This window comes from Methanorbis furvi (genome assembly GCF_032714615.1).
Taxonomy (GTDB): domain Archaea; phylum Halobacteriota; class Methanomicrobia; order Methanomicrobiales; family Methanocorpusculaceae; genus Methanocorpusculum; species Methanocorpusculum furvi.
In genome coordinates this window covers 1-23,321 of sequence record NZ_JAWDKA010000004.1, presented here as the reverse complement: position 1 = coordinate 23,321, position 23,321 = coordinate 1, and the positions used below count along the sequence as shown (strand labels likewise).

Below are 23,321 nucleotides of genomic sequence, written 5' to 3'. Positions count from 1 at the left end.
CTCGGAGGAAACATGACATCTTCAAAAAAATCCTCCACCCTCCTCATAATTGTCATTGTTATTCTGGTTGCCGCTTGTTGTATCGCCTGCGTCTGGCTGTTGGATCAAAGCCCGGCTTCACAGCCCGGGTTTTCAACCACATCTCCTACCCCGACCCCTTCAGGAAATCTCGTTCCTGATATTTCCCAGGTCCCCTTTGCAATTGACGGTCACACCACCATCCTTCCCTCTATGAATACTGACAGCTGGGATTTCACCAAAGAGTATGGTCGGGTCACCATGCCTGAAGGAGCAAAGGATGTTGTATTCCTCACCTTCGACAAACCGGTCGCATCCTTTGACGAGGTCATCGCTCTGGACTTCACCATCTACGGAGAACCCTATCACCGCATTCTCAAGAAAGAAAGTTTCGGCCATGATCCCTCGATTGTTACCTACCGAGGAAGAATCACCATGAGTGATGCAGCCTCTGACTTCTGGATAACCTTTGGTCCCGGCAATCTCGTACAAACCGACTTCCTCTGGAACTCCTCCTCAATTGAACTCACTCCTATTCAGAGCAGGAGTTTCACCGAAAACACCACTCACCCGCTGCATGTTGCCGTTCGTCAGCCCGGATGGGATGAACGCATGCAGGATCCTGAGTTTGCCAATGACCCCTGGGTCAAATGGGTCATGGAAGAAAGACAAAAATACGATGATGATCCGAACTACCAGCCTGAGTACTACTGGGAACTTTATCTTGTGAACTCCAATGGAATGGAAAAGGATCCCGGCTCAACCATTGTTCAGTTTACCGAAGAAGATTTTCTGAAGGTTCCTGAACTGCGTGGACTCATGAAAAATCCGAAAGGAAAGGTCAGACTCAGTCAGAAAACGTACTCCGAGGATTTCTATTTACAGCATGTCTCCTCGAAGTTCAGCGGAACTTTTGCCAACCCTGCCTTCATCGAGATCGATGGGAAATATTATCGGCTGGGCAGTACGACTGGTATGTTTACTCCCTGGGATCCCTGAACTCTGATCAATTTTTTTTATTTTTTTCGTGATGAAGGGTTTGGTTGTATTTCTTAGAAGTGGTTTTGCGGTGGTGGTATGTGATTTTTTGGGTGTTTGAGTAAGGGTTTTGGTGGATAGCGGGGTGTAGTCTGTCTCGGGATGGCGGTTTGCTGTGCTTATGCGGATTGATGGTGTGTGAATGGGTGATAATGTTGTGGATAGTTTTGTTGACCGTCAACTTTATTTTTCATGTGGTTGATATATTGATGTGTGAACGATTACGATAAGAAACTAAAATTCGATAATAAGTGCTATGGATTATTTAGGACTTTGATTGTGGGGGGTGACACATCGGAGTGGAATGAATGGTATAGAAAGTATCAAGAAGCTGATAGTAATAATGAAGGTGGAATATTATATCTGCAGGGACTTTTTTTAAAAAAAGGGTCCTCCCTCAGAGAAATTCATCTGAATAATGCACATCTCGAAAAGGCAGTGATGAGTGAAGTAGATCTAAAAAATTCATATTTGGAGGGAATTCATCTTGAGGGTGCAACACTTAAAAAAACTTGTTTAGAGGGGGCAAAATTAAATAATGCATATCTGGACAATATTGTTCTAAATGGTGCACATCTTGAAAATGTGGAAATGTATAGTGCGAAAGTGACTGACGGAAAATTGTATAATGTCCATCTGGAATCTGCAAAATTGAACAAAGCACAATTAAGAAATGTATATCTGAAGGATGCCCATTTGAATGGAGCATATTTGGAAAAAGCTGATTTAACGGGAGCACATTTGGAGGGAGCGCATTTGGAGGGAGCGCATGTTGATAATGGTCTATTGAACGAGGCAAAGTTTAATGGAGGTAAATTGAAATCTGTGAACATGAAGGGAGCTTATCTGAAAAAAGCGCAGTTTCCTAAAGCAGATATGATGGATGCGCATTTGGAGAACGCACATCTGGAAGAGTCACGATTTTGGAGAGCGGATCTGAGGGGTGCACATCTGGAGGGAGCCTATCTTGATGGAGCGGACATGAGTAAAGCAGATTTGAGAAATGCCTGTTTTGATGGAGCTCACTTACAAGGTGTAGATTTTAAAAAAGCAAAATTACAAGGAGCGTCTTTTCGTGATGCATGTTTGGATGGAAATACTCACTTTATGGATTGTACCTATGATACGGACACCGATTTTACTTCAACATCTATTTCCTGTACGCGTATAGACCCACGTACATTAACTCGATTGCAATGCAATATCAGAAAAAAACAGTGGGAAGAGTGGTATGATGAACATGCAATTCTGGAGTGGCCCACCCGTCTCTTCTGGTGGCTTTCAGACTATGGAACCATTTCCACCCGTTGCATAAAAGCATTCGTTTTTTTGATCATAATGGCTTTTTTCATCTATTCTTGTGTCATTGCCGTCAATACAAACATGGATAGTCTAGCGCCTCTCATTGATGCTATCCTTGCAAATATAGGTAATCTGATCCTCGTTGGTGCTATCTTTACAAATATCGTCAGTCTGGCACTCCTCGCTGGTGCCATCCTTACAAACATAGGTAGTTTGGAACTCCTTACTGGTGCTATCCTTACAAACATAGGTAGTTTGGAACTCCTCGTTGATACCATCGTTGCAAACATATGCAACCCGGAACTTTTTGCCGACACCATTCTTGCCACCTTCGGTTTTGGCAGTCTCTACGATCAACTCGAAGGGCCAAGCAGACTCCTTCTCGCAGCTCAGGTACTCAGCGGCTACTTCCTTCTTGCTGTCCTCATCACACGTTTCGCCGTCATGTTCCAGAGCCTGACTCCATAATTTTTTTCAGAAAAAAGAACAAGATCTTTTTGCAGCACCACTTCACGTAAGTCCTGTCAAAAATAAAAATAATTCACTTATAGATATTTTTTCGGTGACCGATATTGACGATAGTAACTATCACCTGTTCACGATCTATGGAGAGAACTACCCGATAATCACCGACCCTGAGTTTACGCATCCCGTCCATGTCGACCAGAGGTTCAGTATATCGCCAAGGTTCCATAAGAATACTCTTGATTTTATCCCGGATCCGAAATGCAGTAGATATCTCAAGACTGTCCAGATATTTTACCGCTTGGGATGTATAAATGAGACGATACACAAATCTCACTCGATTTTAGCCTGAAGCATCGCGTCAACTTCTTCAGAAGTATAGTAATTCCCCGCTTCAACATCTGCCAATGCTGCAAGGATCTCCTGCCGTTCCTCTTCAGTGACATAGTTGTCTGCATCCATAAAGTACTCAAGGACTCGTGAGATGACATCCTCATAGCTGGAATCCTTTTCTAACTTGAGCTCGTCTAATTTCCGCACAATTTCCGGTGGAAGGGTAATGGTGACTGCCTCAGTCATGGTGATCTTATCTATAGATCGCTGAAATCAAATACATTGTGGCAGGTATCTCACACCTCAGACGAAGTCTTCGCTGCCATGATTTCTGTAATATTCTGAATGTGATGACAACACAAACTCCATTTTCATCCCATCACACTTTGGTCAATGTAATTATATACCACTCAGAACAATATTCCATTAACCGTCAGTCACCCGAAAACAAACAACATCCAAACTTATCATGAATCAAACCCAAACCGCCAAACTGAGTGTAGTCTTTCTCTCGCTTCTCTACTTTCTACCGCTCATAACCATGCTCCTTATGGGACACATAATCCCGTTCCGTGAAATCCCTGCCCTCGCCTACCTCCTCTTCATCATCGTAGCATTGTTTCTCCTTCTCCCAGGAATAGGCACACTTCTCTACGTACAAATCGCCAACCCGGACAACCGATTCATCCTTCTCGCAGTTGCATCAGCAGTATTTGCTGTCGTTTTCATTTTCTTCACCCTCGCAAGCGGCTTCACACCCTCGGGCATTAATGGCAGTGTACAGATTTTCCTCTTCTTCCTCCTCCCGATTTTCCTCCTCATCCTCATTCCCGCATGGTTTACCATCCCGCATGCAGACGAGCCGCTCCGCATTCCACAGATACTTGCAGTCCTTGCACCAATTCTGGCCCTGTTCTTCATCTACTTCTACTTCCAGCGCCCAGATTGTCCGGTCGGTGCAATCTCTCCTGCCTATTCCCCGCTCGTAATGCCGATCTTTTTCGGAGCAACAGTAATCGTAAGTATCATCCTTGGCATCCTTCTCCTCTATCGCGGCATCACTCACCCGGACATCAAATAATATTTCTGATCACCCACCCAACCCATTTCATCAAAAGGACTACTGTATGAACACCAAAAAAAGCACCGGCACCGAATCAGCCCGCCTCGCCGTACTGGAGCTCTCCCTCATCTACTTCATCCCGCTTCTCGCACTCGTCCTTCACTACCTCGCCACGGCATTTTTTAAAATCCCTACTATTGTACTGGAGTACTCAGTCCTCTTCGGCTCGCTGCTCTTCAGCATCCCGGCCTTCATTGTAGTACTGCTCTTCCTTGTTCTTCCTGCTGACGGTGCAGTAAGATATGTCCGAGTCGCAAAGCCTGCGAAAAAATACATGCTTGCCGCAGTTTCCTCAATCGCCCTCGCGATCTATTTCGTACTGTGCAGCATTACCGGCTACGGCTTCATTCTTCCCAATCTCTCCGGCATCGTATCAACAATAGTCTACGTCTTTCTTCCGTTCGTCCTCCTCCTCTTCATTCCTGTCTGGTTCACCATTCCTATCGTAAAATCTCCCGGGCTTCCCAGATTTTTTGGCGTAATCTCTCCTCTCATTCTTCTTGCTGCTTTGACTTGCGGTCTTTTGGGTTTCGCGAACTTTTATTCCGGTGCAGGTGTTGGATTTATGCTCCGGTGCCTTGGAGCAGTTGTCTGTACTGTTGCCGGAATTTTTCTTATGATCCTTGCAGCCAACCATCCGGAAATTTTGGATGCAGAATAATTTTTTTTCAAGAGAAGTCATTCGATTTTTTGAAACACTGTACTCTCACAAAAAATTTCATTGGTTTCATCCAGGAATTTTTTCAAATAGGAGTTACACGGTATGATTTTTCTTAGAATAATCCGAGTGAGGCCAAGGACAGAAAAATCTCAAACGATGAAACTCATCACCGCGTAAGTCCTATTCAAAAAAAATTTCGCAGAAATATTTTCGTGATGTCACTGAAGGAGGGAACACGAATTATTTGTTCCACAAAAAAAATCATTTTTTGAAATTCTTTGGCGTGGTTACCCCAAACAAAACCATCGAAAAAAATCATACACGCATTGAATAATGTTTGGCCTTATCTGAAAATTTCTGCCCCATGATTCTGGGCTTTGGTTGCGATCACCATGCCGCCATCTCCGAGGTACTCCCGCGTTGACGCAACAATATCCTGATTTGACCGGTCGTAGACGGTGAACACGGCCGGGCCAAAGGAGCTGATGCCAACACCAAAAGCCCCTGCATCCCTCATGGCGTTCATGAGATTTGTGACCTCCGGCGGTTGAAGCGTGAGTTCGACCTTGTTGAAGCCGGTTGCCTGAATCTGATCAAGAACATGACCAAAGGATTCGATGTCTTTTTCGAGCAGGAAGGGGATGAGGTTCATGAAGATGAGGTGGGATACCTGTTCGACGTCATGTCTGGGAAGCGGACAATGGGTCTGAAAAATGTCGAGCTCTTCTTTTCCGCTGAAGCATGCTCCTTTGTTTGGTATCGCGAGAAGGACTCCCCAGTCTTCAGGGAATTCGTAGCGGCCGAGGAGAAGGGGCGGGTTTGCGTCGGAGGCGGATGAAGGCATGAAGGTTTTCTTTTCCTTGCAGCTGTGCCCCCCGTCGGCGATGAATCCTCCGTGATCGAAGGCGTGAACACCGATACCGGAGGTTCCGCCGCGGCCGATGATGGTTGCAAGTTCTACGCTGGAGATCGTCTCACCGATCTGTTCAGTGATGAGTTTTCCTGCGGCCAAGGACATCTGGGTACCGGAACCAAGACCAGAGTGGGCAGGATAGAGTTGGTGAACGGTGAAATGATAGCCTTCTTCAAGCGAAAAATGGGAGATGATTTTTTCTGTGGCAGCGGTGACTTTTCCAATGCAGGCAGACCTCTCCGGACAGTTAGAAATGGTTTTCGCGAACTCGATGGCAGTTGCGTCTGAAGGTTCGGCTTCAAGGATGAACTTGGGGTTTTCGAGGGTGAGCCCGATTCCTCCGTCGATTCGTGCGTAGGAACCGTTCAGATCGATTAAGGCGATGTGCAGTCTGGATGGGGTTTTGATAAGCATGTGTTGTCTGCCTTTTGTCTGTGTTTGGTGGTTGGGGAGAGGTAATGAAGGTTACGGGAGGTTTCCGGCATGGAGATTCTTGCCAGACACATTTTCTATTGAATGCAGGTCTTGAGCTAAAATTAATCTGATTTTAGGTACAAACATCTCGCAGCACAATCCATATATAATATCCACCACCACATAACAATTGCAAAAGTCGGAAGTGAAACACTGCAAAAGTCGGAAGTGAAATACTGCAAAAGTCGGAAATAATTACTATCAAAAAAACTCATGACGCCAAAATATATTCCTCGAATCGCTGATGCCACTCTTAAAGAGGCTCTATCCACCTCTGGAGCCGTGCTTATCGAAGGGCCGAAATGGTGCGGAAAAACATGGACCGCAAACCATGCAGCAGCAAGCGTACTCTACCTGCAGGACCCTGACAAAACATCCTCATATCTTCAGATAGCTGACACCAAACCATCACTCCTTCTTGCGGGCGAAACCCCGCGTCTCATTGATGAATGGCAGATGGCACCGGTTCTCTGGGATGCAGTTCGTTTTTCAGTTGATCAACGGCAAAAAACAGGCCAGTTTATTTTGACAGGCTCTGCATCCCCACAGGACAATCTGGTTCAGCACACCGGAACTGGCAGAATATCTCGGATCTTCATGCGTCCGATGAGCCTGTTTGAATCTGGTGAATCAGATGGATCTGTCTCCCTCTCCTCCCTCTTTGCTGGAAATACAAACATTTCCGGCATCTCCTCCCTTGATATCAGACAACTTGCCTTCGCCATTGCCCGCGGAGGTTGGCCTGCCTCGGTAACAGGTTCGGAAAAAACCGCATTGAAACGAGCTGTTGATTACACGGAAGCAGTAATCAACTATGACATTTCAAAGGTTGACGGTGTGGAAAAAAATCCGATGCGTGTACGTGCATTGCTGCGTTCACTCGCCCGAAATGCAGGAACAATGGCGACAATAGCAACCATAAAAAGTGATATGGCCACAGATGAAGAAAGCATCTCCGAAAAAACCATATCAGGATATATCAATGCTCTCAAACGTATTTTTGTGATTGAAGAACAACCTGCGTGGAGTCCTGCACTTCGATCGAGAACAGCCATCCGTACATCGTCGAAACGGCATTTTGTGGATCCTTCCATTGCAGCAGCGGTTCTGCGTGCAACCCCAAAACGGCTTCTGGAAGATTTCAATACCTTTGGAATTTTGTTTGAATCATTGTGCATACGGGATCTCCGCATTTATGCATCAGCAATTGATGGAGAAGTGTTTCATTATCATGACAGAAATGATCTGGAAGCGGATGCCATCATCCAGCTGCGGGATGGTAGATGGGGTGCGGTCGAGGTAAAACTCGGATCACGTTCGATCGATGAAGCTGCAAAAAATCTCCAAAAGCTGCAAAGTAAAATCAATGCAGAGAAAATGTATGAGCCATCATTTTTGCTTGTACTTACAGGTGGCGAGTTCGCCTACCGTCGTGATGATGGTGTATATGTAGTTCCGATTGGATGTCTGAAAGATTGAATAAGTAGACATCCCTTGTATTTTATCCGGATTGACAAAAAATCAAAAGAAAAAATGGACCGGGCGGAAATTGAATCCGCGGCCTCGTCAATGCCAATGACGCGATCTACCACTGATCTACCGGCCCAACCAAGTTGTGCTTTAATACATTCGTTCAGCACAAATAAATAGATATTGCTTTTCTCCGCAAAAGCAAGAGCCATCACTTTATCGTATCAGCCGAAAAAAAGAGTACACAGAAATGTTAGGAATCATCGGAGGAACCGCACTCCTTGCAGCAAAACTCCCGCCTCTCGAAAAGAAAACAGTCGCAACACCGTTTGGAAAAACCGAAGTACTCGCAGGCTCCTTCGTCTTCGTTCCAAGGCATCAGAACACCACCCCGCCGCACAACCTCAACCACAAAGCGCATCTTGCAGCCTGCAAAATACTCGGTGTTGACCGGCTTATCCTGATCGGTTCCACCGGCAGCATGAAAGAAACCATTCGCCCGGGATCAATCGTCATCCCGGACGACTACTTCTGCCCCTGGGACATTCCCACCATGCATGACAACAGCATTCATCACGTCCCCCCGTCCGTGGACGACACGCTCCGGCAGGCGCTCGACAAAATCGTTCCGGACGCAGTCTCTGGAACCTACTTCCAGGCGCACGGCCCAAGATTTGAAACCCGGGCAGAAATTGCCTGTTATGCCTCGCACACCGACATCGTCGGCATGACGCTTGCCAGCGAACTCACGCTTGCCAACGAACTCGGCATTCCGGTAGCTGCCCTCTGCACAGTTGACAACTACGCAAACGGCATTGGCGGCGCTGATGCCCCTGACTATGACGAAATCGTCGCCGTCGCAAAACAGAACGGCGATCGGATCAGCAAAATCATCACCAGCATTGTGGAGAAACTCTCATGACACAAACAGACCCCGACATCTTTGGAACCAAAACCCAGACCCTCATCAGAAACATCCGCCTTGACGGCAAACCGGCCGAGATCTATCTTGACGGAACCGGAAACATCGCAAGCGTCGGAGAAAAAATCAAAGACCATGACGCAGAGTTCATCATCGACGGAAACGGCGCAACCGCCCTTCCCGGCATGGTCAACATGCATGCCCACTCCCCCATGAGTCTCCTTCGCGGCTACTCAGACGACATGCCGCTCTTTGAGTGGCTGTCCACCAAAATCTGGCCAACCGAAGCCCATTTGACAGAGTCAGACATCTACTGGGGAGCAAAACTCGCCTGCCTGGAGATGATCAGAACAGGCACCACCACCTTCAACGACATGTACTTCATGATGAACAATGTCGCAGAAGCTGTCGATGAAGCCGGCATCCGGGCATGTTTATCCTACTGCATGATCGACGGAGGAGACCATGAAAAGTTCGAGAAGGAGTGCTCGGTCATGGAAAAAACCGTCGCCACCCTCAAAGCTCGTGCAAACCCCCGCATCATCCCGGGCGTCTCCCCGCACGCAGTCTACACCGTTTCTGAAGAAGGCCTCCGCTGGTGTGCCGAGTTTTCCGAGCGGGAGAACATCCCGCTCCACATCCATGTCGACGAGACCGATGAAAATCCTGACTGCATCAAAGCTCACGGCATGCGTGTTGCCCAGTGGCTTGACCACTGCGGTGTTCTCTCGAATCGCTGCATCGCCGCTCACTGCTGCTGGCTTGATGCGGATGACATCCGTCTCTTCGCAGACCGCGGTGTAACTGTAGTTCACAATCCGGTCAGCAACATGAAACTCTCGGTCGGTCGTGCCCTGCCGTACCCGGAGCTGAAAGCAGCAGGCGTCAACGTGACTCTTGGAACTGACGGCGCTTCTTCCAACAATGACCTCGACATGTTCGGCGAGATGAAAACCGCAGCAATTCTTCAGAAGTTCTTCTGGAACGACCCGACCATCATGCCGGCAAGCGAAGCGCTCACTATTGCTTCCCGTAACGGGGCAAAGGCTCTTGGCATCAATGCCGGAGTGATTGCGCCGGGATTCCTCGCAGACATCATTCTTGTTGGAAAAACAGTTACTACAACTCCTGCGTTCAATACGACGTCGAATGCGGTCTATGCAACCTCCGGGCTTGCGGTTGACACAACGATCTGCGACGGAGCTGTTTTGATGCATGAAGGATTCATTCCGGGTGCTGAGGAAATTCTTGCAAAGTCCGAGAGAGTTGCCTTTGATCTGGTCAGACGGGCAACCGCCTGATTCTTTTTTTTTGAGTCCTGCCGAAGCGGTAATATAATTATCCAATACGGCAAACAGATTGTAGATTTTCCATTGGGCGAAATTTCTGTGAGCAACGTTTTGAAATATCATCTCTGGCATGTAATCGTCTATAAAACAGCCAGACTCTGCATAATTCCGGTCGTCCGGCTCGGTCTCTCTTATCGATACGAAAAGTGTGTGCAAAAAAGCAGCACTGCACTGATCTTCTGCAATCACACAACACTCTGGGATCATCTGCTGATCGGTGCTGCATGTCCGAAACACATGTACTTTGTTGCCGGCGAACATCTGTTTCGCAAACGCTGGCTCAGAATTCTGGCAAACGGCACAGTGAAGCCGATCATCAGACGAAAAGGTGTTCCGGCAACCGAGGTCGTCGAAAAGATCAAGACCACACTTGCCGAAGGAGCAAATGTCTGGATGTCTCCTGAAGGTGTTCGTTCCATCAATGGCGAGACCGCATTCATCTCGCCTGCGACAGGAAAACTGGTGAAGGAGAGCGGGGCAGGACTTGTGACCTACCGGATTCACGGCGGTTATCTCCGCAGTCCGAGATGGGCTGCGGTCAAGCGAAAAGGTCCGATGCACGGCGAGATGGTTGCCGAGTACACTAGAGACCAGCTTGCAGAGATGAGTGTTGATGAGGTGAATGCGGCGATTCGTCGTGATCTCTATGTCAACGCGTTCGATGATCAAAAGATCCGTCCGGCAGTTTACCATGGCGAGCGGCTTGCCGAGGATCTGGAGACGGTGCTGTATGTCTGCCCGCACTGTTGCGGGATCGCGAAACTCCACAGCAAAGATGATCTTTTTTCCTGCGACTGCGGGTTTGCGGTCCGGTACAATGAGTACGGTCTGTTTGAAAACGCCTGCGAGTATGCTATGCCGTTTGATAACATCGCTGACTGGGACAAGTGGCAGAGAAGGTATCTGCAGGATCAGATTCCGGCATTCTTAGAGACAACGTCCGTTGAGCCAATCGTCTCGGATGCTGATCAACGTCTGTACAAGATCAAGGATGGAGAAACAGAGCATCTTGCGACCGGCCGGTTTGCTCTGTTCACGGACAGGTTTGAGTTCGGCGAGGGTGATGAGGTACGGATATTTTTGTTTGAGGAGATTGCAGGATTCGCATTTTCCTTACAGATGAAGATCTTATTTTCCTGCAAAAACGGAACCTATTTTGAAGTGCAGTCCGATTATCCGCGTTCGGCGATAAAATACATGGTGCTGTACCGGTATCTGACCGGCAAGCCCTGTTATTAAAAAAAAATTATTTTTGGGAGAAGATCATTTTGAGGAGGTGAAGTGGTCTTGATCTCGTGCAGTGTGAACGGATGGTGAGGCGATTTTTTTGAAAAATAAGGAGATTATTTTTTTCGGATATAGTATTTGTAGCCAAATGTTCCATTGTAACCACTGATGATCTGTGGGATTCTCCGGATGAAATTTCGGTCGTACTCTGCATAATTTCCATTTACATCTTTGGCAATTTTACAGATAGTGTCCCAGTCAGTGATACATCCATGCAGACGTTTGTTTTCATCTTTGACGTATAGTTTTTTAGTAAGGTCACCATTGATGTGGGCGAGGTTGTTCTTATGACTGATGAGTTTGTCGTACTCAAAGGGATAGTAGCCTTCAGTGAGGGTATAGGCATTCCAACGCTGATGTTCAAGTTGGGAGTACTCTTCGAGTTCGTGATCGGTTATCTGATATGTTTCGTTTTCTTCTGTTGTGCTGATTTCATATCCTCTCATCCAGAGTACGTACTTGATGAATACAGCGAGTGCTGTTGAGGAACGTTTTTTGAGAAGTGGAAGTTCCTTCCAGGATGCAAGCGCTTTAGTATAATCAGGTTTGTCAGGATTGCTGTTCCCTACAAGGTTATAGGTTTCGTTGATGCAGACTGCACGCTGTTCGAGTTTGTTTTCAATGATTTTTTCATGAGAGTACATGCGTTCGCTGCAGCCGAAAGGAAATATTTTGACGGAGGTGTTTTGGGATTTCTTCTGGACCTCTGTCAAGAGTTTGTACTTCTGGATGTCACGAATTACAACAGAGATGTACGCCGGATAATTTTGTTTATAGTACCATGCCTGTATGTCAAGGGCTGCACGGATGTTGATTTCATCGTCATTGGTTGCGATAACGATGTAGTTATAATTGCCTTTGTTTTTTTCAAGGAGGTTGATGAGGTCTGCGGTTTCGGCATCGATATCGTCTTTCAAAAAGGTGAGATTGTAGTCGTTGGGTTCGAGCGCAGGGCAGTCACGGACAAAGAGGCTATGTGTTCGTTCAGCGTTTTTGTCGGCGACGGTTGCGGAGAAGGTGTACTGGCCATTTGTTCGACTACACCAGAGAGAGCTTTTGAGAACTTCGAGGCCGACATATCCTGCACCAATAAGGAGCATGGAGACATTTTTCCAATCATCGGTTACAGCGAGGTAGAGTGGATTGTCATAAAGAAGTTCGTAGGCCATGAGCTGCGGCTCGTCGATGTGGCGGGTGTAGACTGCATTGTTTCCGAGGGTTTGGGTTTTTTGATCGAGCAGATATTCAGCTTCGGTTTCATTGGAGGTTACATAGATGCGGATGTTGTCACGATTTTTGTGGGATGCAGATTTTTCCATGAGGGAGAGAGCAAGATCAAGGTTGATACTTCCGTCTGAGGAGATGAGATAGTAGGAGGTTTTCTTTTTGTGTGCAGGAGGTACGTTTTGTACTGATCTGTCGATGATGATGCAGCCGCATTTTTTTGCTTCTTCATATAGGAGATTTTCTTCGCGTTCACTGCGGCTAAGGCCGCAGATGATGTAGCTACCTGGAACTTTGTGTGTTTTCATGTCCCGAATGAGGGAGAGGGTTTTTTCGTTGAGGTCGCTGAAGATGTGACGATCGGTGAATCGGAATATCCATATTTTTCCGTAGGCAAGATAGTCGCCGATGACGGATAAGATGATGACGGCAGTACAGACAGGGGCAAGGAGATGAAGAATGGCGAGAAGAATTTCGTAACCAGTGATGAGCTCTTCGGAGTTTCCAGCAAGATGTGAGAGGACGTCACCGTAGTTGATCTCTAAGAGGAACATCTGCCAAGACTCAACGATTGCATGGACGAGTGTTGAGAAGACGCTGTACTCCTGGCTTAACGGGTAGTAGGCTGCAACTCCGGCAAGGAAGATGCCGAGAACCGGAATGGATCGGTACCATTTTTTCCGGAACAGGCGAAAAACAATGAGAAAGATGAGAGTCGCAGCAAGGATTGCATAGGAGAGGATAAGGGCAGTGGTCAAAAACATTCTGGTATGTGCTCCGTTTTTGGTATTGGTTAATTGGGTATTGTAAATGATATAAGTTGTGCAGACATTTGTTTTGTTCCTCAATTTAACAGATGCAAGATATAAGTATGCCGAAGATCATAATGAAATATGATTGATCATGAAGTTATTTGATACATTCAAAAAAATACAAACACCAAAAGAAAATTCAAATACCGATTCTTTTCTTTCATCCATGGCGAGTTCCATCCGCCAGGAGTACACGTTTCCATTCAGCAAATCGATTTTTGTGTCAAGTACGTTCAAGGATATGCAGAAGGAACGAGATGTGCTGCACAGGCGAGTGGTTCCGGAACTGAATGAGTTCGCCCGAAAGTACGGCGGATCGGTGCGGTTTACGGATCTACGGTGGGGAGTCAACACGACAGATCTTGAATCGAACGAAGGGGCAAAAAAGGTTCTGAAGGTATGTCTTGATGAGATCAACCGCTGCCGTCCGTATATGATTGTACTTCTTGGGGATCGATATGGATCGACATTCGAACGAAAACTGATCAACACCTCTGCAGAAAAGATACAATTTTCTTCATCATCGGAGATAGATGAAGAGATCAGTATGACAGAGCTTGAGATCCGATTCGGGGCACTGGAAAATCCTGATCAACTGGATCGCTGTCTGTTTTATTTTCGCAAACCGCTTCCAGAGGGACGGATGACGGAAGAACAGAAAAAAATGTATTATGGGGAGAAAGAGGATCGAGAGAAGATAGAGAAACTCAAAAAAACCATCATGGATAAAGGTGGAAGGATCTGTACGTATCATGTGAAATGGGATGAAGAAGAGGGAATAACCGGACTGGATGCATTTGCCCAAAAAATTACAGAGGATCTGCAGACGCTTTTATTGGAGGAGTGGGGAGAGTCACCAAAAGAACTGACCTGGCAGGATCGGGAACTGATCTCTGATCGGTGTTTTATTGCAGAGAAGTGCAGTCATTTTGTAGGACGCAAGGAAGCTGTTGCGCATTGCAAGAAGTTTGTTGAGGAAAAAAATACCTCTCTTCTGATCATCCGCGGGGAGGCAGGATCAGGAAAAAGTTCTCTGATGTGTCAGCTTTCGCGGGAGTTTGCTGATAAGGAACATGCGGTTGTTTCGATCTTCTGCGGGAACAGTACATACTCAACAACTGGATGGAATGTACTACAGAGTCTGGTGTACCGGTTTGAACAGATGCTTGGCATCACAGATCACTTTGGAACAGAGAAACATTCCAAAGAATTGGACCAAAGTGTGTCTGGTGAGAAAAACAGTACACCTACACTCAAGGACTGGCGGGATCGGCTTGGAGAACTGATGGGTATGTACATCTTCCAGACCAAAAAAACACCGGTTATTTTGATCGATGCTCTTGACCAGCTGCTGCAGGATGAGAATGCCAGAAATCTGGAGTTTTTACCAGAAATTTTGCCGGAAGGATCAGTTGTTCTTATCTCCTGTCTTGCGAATCACAGAATTTCCGAGCATCTGCCGTTGATGCGGTCTGCGGAAGAGTGGCAACTGCCGGAGTTGAGCGATCAGGATATCAGGGATGCAATTCATGGTATTCTTTTCGCAAACCGGAAGGAGCTGGACAAACGGGTGATTGAGGAGCTTTTGCAAAAATCCGGAACAGGAAATATTCTGTATCTGAGTATGGTTCTGCAGCGGCTGATAATGTTTGATACTGAGGATTTTGCAGAGATTGCCGCTCTTGAAAAGGAAATGAATCCAGATGATGCCGTCAGCAACTACATGATCAGAATCATCCATGAACTGCCAGAGGATCTTGAGGGGATGTGTGTTGCACTCATCGATGAGGCAGGAGAGCGGATTAATGCAAGTCTTGTCGATACCGCCACAGATCTGATTGCAGCCTCACGGTATGGACTGAGGGAGACGGATCTTGCCGAGATTTTTTCTGCGCATGATCTTGTCTGGGATACTGTGGACTTCACGCTGTTAAAGCGATATCTTGCGATCTATTTCATGGAGCTGGGGGATGGGAGAGTCAACTTCACGCACAAAAGTATTCGGGAGGGATTGCGAAATGACACAGAGCGGCTGCCGGAGTATCGGCAATGGATCTTCTCACATCTTGCAGAACTGAAAGATGATGATCCGGTTCGAATAAGCGAGATGGTGTACCATGCGTACGCGGCAGATCAACAGGAGTTTTTGATTGCGTACTTTGGTGACATATATGTTCGGCATGAATCTGAGGTTCTGCAGATCACCGCATCCGCAGTCAGGGACATCTGTCTTTCCGGAGGCAGTGAATGGTTTGGCGGCCTGGCAGAAGCTGCAGGAAGAGCATATGCAGAAGGATGCATCCAGTTTTTCCTGTTTCAGGTAGATGAACAGTTCATAGACTCCATAGAGGAGATGCCAATTAGTCTCTTTTTGATGAATAAACTTCGGTATGGACTGGAGGCTCTGCCAAATGTGGAGGAAAATTCAGAAGCACAGAGAGATCTCTCAGTCAGTCTGAACAAAGTCGGAGAAGTATTCGAGAAGCAGGGGAAACTCAAAAAAGCACAACAAAAATATCAAAGAGCGATGAAAATTTTTGACCTGCTCGAAAAACAACTCGGAACACCAGAGGCAAAGAGAGATCTCTCAGTCAGTTTGAACAAAATCGGAAATATTTTCGAGAGGCAGGGGAAGTTCGAAGAAGCACAACAGAACTATCAACAAATGATGGAGATTGCTGAACAGCTCGCAATACAACTCGGAACACCAGAGGCAAAGAGAGATCTCTCAGTCAGTCTGAACAATATCGGAAATATTTTCGAGAGCCAGGGGAAACTCGAAGAAGCACAACAGAACTATCAACAGGCGATGGAGATTGATGAACAGCTCGCAATACAACTCGGAACACCAGAGGCAAAGAGAGATCTTGCAATCAGTCTGGACAACGTCGGAGATATTTTCGACAGACGGGGGAAGTTCGAAGAGGCACAAAAGAGCTATAAACAGGCGATGGAGATTCGTGAACAGCTCGCAATACAACTCACAACACCAGAGGCAAAGAGAGATCTCTCAGTCAGTCTGAACAAAATCGGAAATATTTTCGAGAGCCAGGGGAAACTCGAAGAAGCACAACAGAACTATCAACAAATGATGGAGATTGCTGAACAGCTCGCAATACAACTCACAACACCAGAGGCAAAGAGAGATCTCTCAGTCAGTCTGAACAAAATCGGAAATATTTTCGAGAGCCAGGGGAAACTCGAAGAAGCACAACAGAACTATCAACAGGCGATGGAGATTGATGAACAGCTCGCAATACAACTCGGAACACCAGAGGCAAAGAGAGATCTCTCAGTCAGTCTGGAAAAAGTCGGAGATATTTTCGAGAGGCAGGGGAAGTTCGAAGAGGCACAACAGAACTATCAACAGGCGATGGAAATTTGTGAACAGCTCGAAAAACAACTCAGAACATCAGAGGCAAAGAGAGATCTCTCAGTCAGTCTGAACAATATCGGAAATATTTTCGAGAGGCAGGGGAAACTCGAAGAAGCACAACAGAACTATCAACAGGCGATGGAAATTTGTGAACAGCTCGAAAAACAACTCAGAACACCACAGGCAAAGAGAGATCTCTCAGTCAGTCTGAACAATATCGGAAATATTTTCGAGAGCCAGGGGAAACTCGAAGAGGCACAACAAAAATATCAACAGGCGATGGAGATTCGTGAACAGCTCGCAATACAATTCACAACACTTGAAGCGTATGACGATCTGGCAGTTTCCCACTGGAATCTTGGTATCGTTGTATTGCGTTTGGAGATTATTGAAGAAGCTAAACAACATTTCATTCAAGCAGCAACAATCTGGGAGTTACTCGCCCAAAATACTGATCATCCGGTATATCACGAGCGTTATGCAATGGCAAAAAATGCATTGGAGAATTTCTGATCCAATCAAGAGGATTCTAAAATCATGCCCGACATCTTTGAAGAAGAACATCAGAAACAGCAGGAGTACAAACGCCGCATCATGGAGGCAGAACAGCCCCATCTCACCAACAAAGGAAACATCATGACACAAAACGAACTCAGACCACAACACATCATTATCTTCTCAGCCGGAGAATCCGAGAAAAATGGCAACCTTCCGATCGTAAAATCCTATCTGCAGAAAAACGGACATAACGCCTGCGACTGGCGGGAACTGTTTGCCACCGCACGTGATGCGAACATGATCGCCCTTCTTCCCATGCTGCTCAAAAAAATTCCCACATTCGACTTCGCCATAATACTCAGTGACGGAGTTGACACACTCAAAAGTCTCCGGGGAAAAGAACTCACCATCGAAGAAAGACAGAGAATTATGCGGGATAACGTACTCTTTGAAGCCGGTCTCTGTACCATGAGCTTAGGAACAGACCGTGTCCTTCTCCTCATCGAAGATGACATTCGCATACCTGAAGATCTCAGCGGCATCGAGGTTGGAAAAATCGGTGTCACCAACATCACATATTCCAATGAAATTCCTCACGATCTGGAAAAAAAACTCGACGACGTTCTCGCACACATCAGCAAACATGCCAGACATATTTCGCCTATCGTAATCGGAGCTGCAGTCTCCACCGCAGACGGCTATGTCAACAACTTCATTCTCCGGTTCTGGGAAAATATCGGCAAAGGATTTGAAGATCAGGAGACCAAAGAAACTCATCATCCGGATCAGGAGAAGATACGCATGGAAATCCTTCTTCCAAAAACAATCGGGCCGAATCTGGGTAAAAACATCTGGGCATATTACACCAAAAATGTACCCAGGAGTGGATATATTAAAAATGGACAGTTTCGGGGTGTTGAATTCCGCTATACGATGGACGGGGATGGAAACATGACCGTGATAGATATTCCTTCAACGATTACCGCATCATATAGTACCGTAACCGAAATTCTCCATCTGAGTGCTGATGAAAAAGGACATGACGCTCATGCGGAAACACGATTCCTAACTAAAGAGCTGGACTCCTTCCGGTTTACTCTTCACAAACTCCTTGCCGGAGAACTCATCGCCGAAAAAGAGCAAAGATTCGGAAAACAGGAGGATGAGGTACAACGAATTCTTCGTGGAATCCATCGGATGGAAGTTAAAGAATTCGATGAATCCTAACTAAAATTCCAATCAGAACAGGCCAAAATCTCGGTGGAAACAGCACTGCCCTGCTGATAATATCCGATAGAACGCACAGTATCTATCGGATAATGTCGGAAGGAAGAAAGTCCGGCAAAAAACATGTCCGGGATGCAGTTCTATGAACTGCCATCCACCGACCTCATTATACGGCGATAGAGATGAGATCTTTTTTCGGAAGGTTATTTCTCCATCCAAAAATATGCTAATATCATCAGAGTATTACCTAAAATCTCAAAATAATGGCATATTGCAGATATTTTTGGTACATCCACCCGATGTACCGAAAAAAGAGGGGTAGATCTCTCCATCACCCCATTATCCATCAAATAGTAACCTCTATCTATCAATACATCAATTTATCAATTATGCTACGGATATTCCTCTCATCCACCTACCGCGATAGTCGGTCTCTTCGCCCTGATCAGAGTATATCTTCATCGGTTTCAGGCACATGGATTCAAACATCACACCATCATTTGCGGCCTTGGCGACCGCGGGACCTCCTTCATTATAGATGCAGTCCGGGAAACAGAGCGAAACAAACAAAAACTTCCGAAGATTATCGTCATTGAAAAAGATCCGAACAACCCGACAATCAAAACCTGCCAGGACGAAGGAATCACTGTCTTCATCGGAGATGCACGCGACGCAGACATCCTCACGCTCGCACGGCCCGAACATGCCGCAAAAATATTCTGCTTCCTTCCGAGTGACGGCTGCAACATCGCTGTTGCCAACACTCTCACAGACATCTATCTCAAAGAACAGATATCCCAGAATAGGATCAAATGCTACCTATCCATCTACAACCTTGATCTCCACCGTCAGCTCATGGATAGAAAGATCACCATCCGCAGCAATGAGGCGTCCGATATCGAGCTTCCAATCGATTTTGATTTCTGTTACTCCCATGAGTACCTCTCGCAACGTGCCGTAACAAAAGGCATACGAAACCTGATCGCGAAAAATCCAAGATTTGAAGACCACACCACAACACCACCAGTATTCTATGTAATCGGTGCCGGGCACATTGGCAAGGAGATCATTGCAGATCTTGCACGTCTCTGCCACCTCAAAAACTCGGTTCAACATGATAATGTGACAGAAAGATATACCTATCACACACCCGCTGTCATTCATGTAATCGACAAAGACCAGGAAGCAGAAGAACACCTCTATCAGGCATATCCCATTCTTCGAAAAATAAAACCAATCAATGTATCCATCTCTATGCTCTCTGCGGAAGATGAAATAGCATCCATTAAAAAATCCGGAACTCCCATCGAAACCGATCCGTTGACTCTCCCGCTTCCCGATATTACATTCCATACATGCGACATTGCACTTCCCTACAATCTCAACAAACTTGCAGCGAAAATTCTTGAAGACAAAGCGGACGCAGTCATCATCGCCACAGGAGATGATGCCAAAACAGTATCAACTGCTCTCTCCATTGAACATGAATTTGATACTCTCGCCGGCCCAGATCAAAATGCGACAAGACCAATCATCTCTATCTACTACGAAAAATTCGGTGGTTTTGATGCATTCTTTGGAAACTCTCGCGACAACAAACTCAGTCTTGCCTACACCAAAATAATCAGACATCCTTCCGGCAAAACTACCCCGGGTCCCTCGGGCTGCCCGACTCATATCCAGCCGCTGGCGAATTGGTCTGCATTTACCTATCACAAAGACAGCACACACGACAAAGTTGACATAATCGCTCAGGGAGCTGACGCCTGCTACAGTCGTCACGACTACACAAAAGACATCTTCTCCTCAGGAGGGCCAAACATAGAACCTTTGGACAACGAAGAATCGTTGGACGAAAAAGCACGTGAAGAATTAAAAATGAGTAGGAAGAAGAGATGGGATGAACTTCCAGAGATCCAACAAAAACAGAACAGGGATCAGGTGTATCACAATTACATCAAACTCAATCTCCTTGGCTATTCAGTCATCGCAGAGAAAAAACTCAAAGAAGGAAAAAATATCCCTGACGGATATGAAAAGGTGGAATGGACAGAAATCCAGAGTGAACTTCAATCTAATGTGGAGTGGCTTTCCCGTCTGGAACACCAGCGATGGTGGGCAGAACAACTCCTGGCAGGTTGGCACTACAATCCAGTACGCAATGACCCTCTAAAACATCACCCGAACATGCTGCCGTTTGAAGATCTCCACGACAAAGGAGATGAAGACAAAGACCGATTCGCCGTCTGTGAGATGCAGGTTTCCTTCAGCTACGCAGATTACATTCCCATAAAACGAATATGAACCCAACAACCTCGGTATCACTGACACTCACCCAAAAAATCACCGAGCTATGCCTTTCCCTCCCTGAACTGATCTTCCTCATAGGTGATGATAGTTTCATCCTCGATACAGCAGAAGTGTTCACCAAACTCGGACACTTCTGTCACCCGCTTGTGATAATTGTCTTCGCTGACTCACCTGAAGCAGTGCGAGATAAAATCGTCGCCAGACTTCCCATTCTCCATCCTGACACGCAGAAAAAAGAACAGGAAACAATTCGCCATCTTACCGGCATATCAGATGCCTGCCTTCCCCTTCCAGCAATCACCTTCAAAAAACTGACGGATCTCACTATATCCCCGATCCAAAATACAAAATACGCAGTGATCATCGATCGAAATCATCTCGATCAAACAAAATTCATCTCTTCAAAAACATCTATCCTGACCGAGGAAATTACCGACATTGGAGAAACAGACCAAACTGAATTTATCGCACAAGCAGTACACAGCCGCTACGCACACAAACACCACAAACCAATCCACTGGAATGAACTAACACCAACTCAGCAGGATCAAAACATCTGCCAGGCCGCACATCATCTCATCAAATTTGCAATCCTTGGTTATCGCATCTGTCCGGGAGAAGATCCGAAGAAATGGAATCAGCTCCAGCAGCAGCTCACGACAGAGGGCATCTCATTCCTCGCGGAACTCGAACACAACCGTTGGTGGGCAGTTATGCTTGCGAACGGATGGCATCTGAATGAAAGGCGGGATGATCAACAGATGTTGCATCCCGACATGATACCATACTCCTGCCTGAATCAAGAAGCAAAACAAAAAGACATTGACGCGTTCGAAAGTATTCAGATGATCTATCAGAAGACAGGATATCATCCAGAAAAATACAAACCAAAAACAAATTCAGAAAACTGATCCCAAACGATCTTTCCCGCAAGGTTGCACAGATATCAAAAAAAATTATTTTTCTGCAAAGATCATCCGAAGAAGATCCACAGACTGAACCGATCCGTACCCGCCTTTCGCGGCAACCTCTTTTTCTGTATACATCGAGACTGAATCCTTTTCGCCAAGACCGAGCACCGCGAACGGCACTGCATCTCTTGTATGCGTCTTCTTCGCAATAGGCGTCGGGTGATCCGGCATCAGCATCACACAGCCGTCGAAGTTGTCAAGAATGTAGCCGACCGCCTCATCCAGCTGCTCGATTGCCTTAATCTTCTCTTCAACAGATCCAAGATGCCCAGCCTCGTCCGGTGCCTCGACATGCATATAGACAAAGTCGACATCGCCTTTCAGCGTCGAAACTGCTGCCTTTGCCTTGCCCAGATAATCCGTATCAAGATAGCCGGTCGCGCCCGGAACTTTTACAATCTCCATGCCGGCACAGCGGGCAATACCGAACAAAAGATCAACCGCGGAAATGACCGCACCTTTCTTGCCGAACATCTCAGAGAATGCCGGCATCGCAGGTTTTGCTCCTCCGCTCCAAGGCCAGATCATGTTTGCCGGATTTTTTCCTGCGGCAATACGCGCCTTGTTGACTGGGTGGTTTGCGAACACATCATAGGAAATCACCATATAGCGGTGGAGCACAGCTGCATCCTCGCCGACCGGGAGGTAAGGGTCGATCACTTCATCAACGATATCGTGCGGTGCTTTGGTTACCGAACCTTTACCGTTCGGCAGCATCAGAACATTTCGATAGGAGACTCCCGGATACAGTTTCACATCAAAATCCTTCAGCCGCTCGGAGAGCGATGCGAACAGTTCCTTTCCTTCCGCACTGCTGATATGGCCTGCGGAGAAGTCCTTCATTTTTCCGTTCTCAATCGTCACAAAGTTGCAGCGGTAGGCGAGATCGTTTGGACCAAACGGAACGCCCATGCTCATCGCTTCAAGAGCGCCGCGGCTGGTATAGTATTTTGCCGGATCATAGCCAAGGATCGACATGTTGGCAACGTCAGAACCGGGTTCCTGAGAGTCCGGAACCGTACGCATCATGCCGCATTTTCCTTCGCGGGCAATACGGTCCATGTTCGGTTTCTTTGCAACCTCTAGCGGAGTTTTTCCACCAAGCTCCGGAATCGGTTCGTCCGCCATGCCGTCTCCAAGAATCAGAAGATATTTCATATTTTTCTCTGAATAGTATGGACCTCTCACGCTGATAAAAGGAGTTGTCGAAGACTTGTGTTCAAGGGAGGCAATCGATGGAGTTCACGTGTTCGGTTTTTTCGTGGGAGACAGGACCGTCTCCGAACAGCTTTGTCGAGAAATTCGTTTATTGGTAACTCTAAACATTTTTTGTAGCTCCGCCCACGGAACACACAGAGTACACGGAAATTTCACAGAAAAAATCACGGAGCAGACGTGAACAACACGGAACTTACAATTTTGTGATAATTTTTCTCGTGATAATTTTTCTCGTGATAATTTTTCTCGTGATAATTTTTCTCGTGATAATTTTTCTCGTGATAATTTTTCTCGTGATAATTTTTCTCGTGATAATTTTTCTCGTGATAA

The 23,321-nt window shown here is 46.4% G+C and carries 17 protein-coding genes, 1 tRNA gene and 1 pseudogene; 13 read left to right on the top strand and 6 right to left on the bottom strand.

Features of this window, described 5'->3' with window-relative positions:
* The first annotated feature begins 12 nt into the window (after positions 1-12).
* Together McpAg1_RS04045 and McpAg1_RS04040 are read left to right on the top strand one after the other, a co-directional pair.
* Entirely contained in the window at positions 13-1,017 is a 1,005-nt protein-coding gene (locus tag McpAg1_RS04045) for a hypothetical protein (protein ID WP_338094012.1), read from the top strand.
* A gap of 252 nt (positions 1,018-1,269) precedes the next feature.
* Positions 1,270-2,826 (top strand): pentapeptide repeat-containing protein, encoded by a 1,557-nt coding sequence (locus McpAg1_RS04040; protein ID WP_338094011.1) that lies wholly within the window; start codon positions 1,270-1,272, stop codon positions 2,824-2,826.
* 73 nt (positions 2,827-2,899) lie between these two features.
* Here the strand turns inward: McpAg1_RS04040 and McpAg1_RS09605 are convergent, their stop codons facing one another.
* Positions 2,900-3,151: a type II toxin-antitoxin system RelE family toxin gene (locus tag McpAg1_RS09605; RefSeq protein ID WP_420847095.1), complete on the bottom strand. Its 252-nt coding sequence runs from the start codon at positions 3,149-3,151 to the stop codon at positions 2,900-2,902.
* Between the two features lie 5 nt (positions 3,152-3,156).
* Positions 3,157-3,402, bottom strand: a complete 246-nt coding sequence (locus McpAg1_RS04035; protein WP_338094010.1) for a hypothetical protein — start codon at positions 3,400-3,402, stop codon at positions 3,157-3,159.
* A gap of 223 nt (positions 3,403-3,625) precedes the next feature.
* On the opposite strand from McpAg1_RS04035, the gene McpAg1_RS04030 reads away from it, so the two are divergent.
* On the top strand, positions 3,626-4,237 hold the full coding sequence (locus tag McpAg1_RS04030) for a hypothetical protein (protein WP_338094009.1): 612 nt from the start codon (positions 3,626-3,628) through the stop codon (positions 4,235-4,237).
* Between the two features lie 46 nt (positions 4,238-4,283).
* Positions 4,284-4,940: a hypothetical protein gene (locus McpAg1_RS04025; protein WP_338094008.1), complete on the top strand. Its 657-nt coding sequence runs from the start codon at positions 4,284-4,286 to the stop codon at positions 4,938-4,940.
* A 343-nt stretch (positions 4,941-5,283) separates the two neighbouring features.
* On the opposite strand, the gene McpAg1_RS04020 is transcribed toward McpAg1_RS04025, so the two are convergent.
* Positions 5,284-6,267, bottom strand: a complete 984-nt coding sequence (locus McpAg1_RS04020; RefSeq protein WP_338094007.1) for a beta-ribofuranosylaminobenzene 5'-phosphate synthase — start codon at positions 6,265-6,267, stop codon at positions 5,284-5,286.
* Between the two features lie 273 nt (positions 6,268-6,540).
* On the opposite strand from McpAg1_RS04020, the gene McpAg1_RS04015 reads away from it, so the two are divergent.
* Positions 6,541-7,806, top strand: coding sequence for an ATP-binding protein (locus McpAg1_RS04015; protein ID WP_338094006.1), 1,266 nt, complete (start codon positions 6,541-6,543; stop codon positions 7,804-7,806).
* 55 nt (positions 7,807-7,861) lie between these two features.
* On the opposite strand, the gene McpAg1_RS04010 is transcribed toward McpAg1_RS04015, so the two are convergent.
* Positions 7,862-7,933 (bottom strand) — tRNA-Ala (locus tag McpAg1_RS04010).
* Positions 7,934-8,047: 114 nt separating this feature from the next.
* Here McpAg1_RS04010 and McpAg1_RS04005 point away from each other — a divergent pair.
* From McpAg1_RS04005 to McpAg1_RS03995, 3 genes are all read left to right on the top strand, one after another.
* The gene (locus McpAg1_RS04005; RefSeq protein WP_338094005.1) at positions 8,048-8,719 is read left to right on the top strand and encodes an MTAP family purine nucleoside phosphorylase; all 672 of its coding nucleotides are present in this window, start codon (positions 8,048-8,050) and stop codon (positions 8,717-8,719) included.
* Positions 8,716-10,020 (top strand): amidohydrolase, encoded by a 1,305-nt coding sequence (locus tag McpAg1_RS04000; RefSeq protein WP_338094004.1) that lies wholly within the window; start codon positions 8,716-8,718, stop codon positions 10,018-10,020. Before McpAg1_RS04005 ends, McpAg1_RS04000 begins: the two co-directional genes overlap by 4 nt.
* A gap of 87 nt (positions 10,021-10,107) precedes the next feature.
* A complete protein-coding gene (locus McpAg1_RS03995; protein ID WP_338094003.1) occupies positions 10,108-11,307 on the top strand; it encodes a lysophospholipid acyltransferase family protein in 1,200 nt (399 codons plus the stop codon).
* 104 nt (positions 11,308-11,411) lie between these two features.
* Here the strand turns inward: McpAg1_RS03995 and McpAg1_RS03990 are convergent, their stop codons facing one another.
* Entirely contained in the window at positions 11,412-13,343 is a 1,932-nt protein-coding gene (locus tag McpAg1_RS03990; protein ID WP_338094002.1) for a hypothetical protein, read from the bottom strand.
* Between the two features lie 214 nt (positions 13,344-13,557).
* On the opposite strand from McpAg1_RS03990, the gene McpAg1_RS03985 reads away from it, so the two are divergent.
* The 5 genes and pseudogenes from McpAg1_RS03985 (at position 13,558) to McpAg1_RS03965 (ending at position 21,713) form a co-directional block, all read left to right on the top strand.
* Entirely contained in the window at positions 13,558-17,280 is a 3,723-nt protein-coding gene (locus tag McpAg1_RS03985) for a tetratricopeptide repeat protein (protein WP_338094001.1), read from the top strand.
* Positions 17,281-17,304: 24 nt separating this feature from the next.
* Complete coding sequence (locus tag McpAg1_RS03980; RefSeq protein WP_338094000.1) at positions 17,305-18,492, top strand: TIR domain-containing protein; 1,188 nt, start codon at positions 17,305-17,307, stop codon at positions 18,490-18,492.
* Between the two features lie 366 nt (positions 18,493-18,858).
* Positions 18,859-19,209 (top strand): annotated as a pseudogene (locus tag McpAg1_RS09600) (NAD-binding protein); the annotation flags it as partial.
* A gap of 138 nt (positions 19,210-19,347) precedes the next feature.
* On the top strand, positions 19,348-20,796 hold the full coding sequence (locus McpAg1_RS03970) for a RyR domain-containing protein (RefSeq protein ID WP_338093998.1): 1,449 nt from the start codon (positions 19,348-19,350) through the stop codon (positions 20,794-20,796).
* The gene (locus McpAg1_RS03965; RefSeq protein ID WP_338093997.1) at positions 20,793-21,713 is read left to right on the top strand and encodes a RyR domain-containing protein; all 921 of its coding nucleotides are present in this window, start codon (positions 20,793-20,795) and stop codon (positions 21,711-21,713) included. The genes McpAg1_RS03970 and McpAg1_RS03965 overlap by 4 nt, the downstream gene beginning before the upstream one ends.
* Before the next feature lie 45 nt (positions 21,714-21,758).
* Here McpAg1_RS03965 and McpAg1_RS03960 read toward each other — a convergent pair whose 3' ends face one another.
* On the bottom strand, positions 21,759-22,931 hold the full coding sequence (locus McpAg1_RS03960) for a cofactor-independent phosphoglycerate mutase (RefSeq protein WP_338093996.1): 1,173 nt from the start codon (positions 22,929-22,931) through the stop codon (positions 21,759-21,761).
* Positions 22,932-23,321 lie beyond the last annotated feature (390 nt).

Excerpts from the sequence above, each read along its gene's own strand:
- McpAg1_RS04035 (WP_338094010.1), bottom strand. The coding sequence starts at position 3,402 with ATGACTGAGGCAGTCACCATTACCCTTCCACCGGAAATTGTGCGGAAA.
- McpAg1_RS03960 (WP_338093996.1), bottom strand. The coding sequence starts at position 22,931 with ATGAAATATCTTCTGATTCTTGGAGACGGCATGGCGGACGAACCGATT.
- McpAg1_RS04030 (WP_338094009.1), top strand. The coding sequence starts at position 3,626 with ATGAATCAAACCCAAACCGCCAAACTGAGTGTAGTCTTTCTCTCGCTT.
- McpAg1_RS04045 (WP_338094012.1), top strand. The coding sequence starts at position 13 with ATGACATCTTCAAAAAAATCCTCCACCCTCCTCATAATTGTCATTGTT.
- McpAg1_RS04015 (WP_338094006.1), top strand. The coding sequence starts at position 6,541 with ATGACGCCAAAATATATTCCTCGAATCGCTGATGCCACTCTTAAAGAG.
- McpAg1_RS04000 (WP_338094004.1), top strand. The coding sequence starts at position 8,716 with ATGACACAAACAGACCCCGACATCTTTGGAACCAAAACCCAGACCCTC.
- McpAg1_RS03985 (WP_338094001.1), top strand. The coding sequence starts at position 13,558 with ATGGCGAGTTCCATCCGCCAGGAGTACACGTTTCCATTCAGCAAATCG.
- McpAg1_RS03965 (WP_338093997.1), top strand. The coding sequence starts at position 20,793 with ATGAACCCAACAACCTCGGTATCACTGACACTCACCCAAAAAATCACC.
- McpAg1_RS04025 (WP_338094008.1), top strand. The coding sequence starts at position 4,284 with ATGAACACCAAAAAAAGCACCGGCACCGAATCAGCCCGCCTCGCCGTA.
- McpAg1_RS03980 (WP_338094000.1), top strand. The coding sequence starts at position 17,305 with ATGCCCGACATCTTTGAAGAAGAACATCAGAAACAGCAGGAGTACAAA.
- McpAg1_RS04020 (WP_338094007.1), bottom strand. The coding sequence starts at position 6,267 with ATGCTTATCAAAACCCCATCCAGACTGCACATCGCCTTAATCGATCTG.
- McpAg1_RS03990 (WP_338094002.1), bottom strand. The coding sequence starts at position 13,343 with ATGTTTTTGACCACTGCCCTTATCCTCTCCTATGCAATCCTTGCTGCG.
- McpAg1_RS04005 (WP_338094005.1), top strand. The coding sequence starts at position 8,048 with ATGTTAGGAATCATCGGAGGAACCGCACTCCTTGCAGCAAAACTCCCG.
- McpAg1_RS03970 (WP_338093998.1), top strand. The coding sequence starts at position 19,348 with ATGGATAGAAAGATCACCATCCGCAGCAATGAGGCGTCCGATATCGAG.